1 protein-coding gene is annotated in these 585 nt (G+C 70.1%); it reads right to left on the bottom strand.

Annotated features, from left to right (window positions below):
- A partial coding sequence (locus Ade02nite_RS48890; protein ID WP_203778301.1) for a SigB/SigF/SigG family RNA polymerase sigma factor occupies positions 1 to 585 on the bottom strand: 585 nt, incomplete at both ends.

The following is a 585-nucleotide window of genomic DNA, read 5'->3' as shown; positions in this document are numbered from 1 at the left end:
GCGCAGCTTGGTCAGCGCCTTGGTGAGCAGCCGGGAGACGTGCATCTGGGAGATGCCGACCTGCTCGGCGATCTGCGACTGGGTGAGGTTGCCGTAGAAGCGCAGGGTCAGGATCTTTTGCTCGCGCTCGTCGAGGGTGGCGAGGGCGGGGCCGAGGGCGACGCGGGTTTCGGCGAGCTCGTATTCGTGGTCCTCGCCGCCGAGGGTGTCGCCGAGCTCGGTGGAGCCGTCGGCGCTGATCGGGGTGGACAGGGAGGTGGCGTTGTAGGCGCGGGCGCCTTCGAGGCCTTCGAGGACGTCTTCCTCGCTGACGCCGAGGTGGGCGGCGACGTCGGCGACCGTCGGGGAGCGGCCGAGGTTGTGGGTCAGGGTGCTGTTGGCCTCGGTGATGGCCAGGCGCAGTTCCTGCAGGCGGCGGGGGACGCGCACGGACCAGGTGCGGTCGCGGAAGTGGCGCTTGATCTCGCCGATGATGGTGGGGATGGCGTAGCCGGCGAAGTCGACGCCGCGCTCGGGGTCGAACTTGTCGACGGCTTTGATGAGGCCGACGGTGGCGGTCTGCACGAGGTCGTCGGTGGGCTCGCC

Origin of the sequence: Paractinoplanes deccanensis, assembly GCF_016862115.1 — a bacterium.
Classification (GTDB): domain Bacteria; phylum Actinomycetota; class Actinomycetes; order Mycobacteriales; family Micromonosporaceae; genus Actinoplanes; species Actinoplanes deccanensis.
This window is presented reverse-complemented; position numbering and strand designations above follow the sequence as displayed.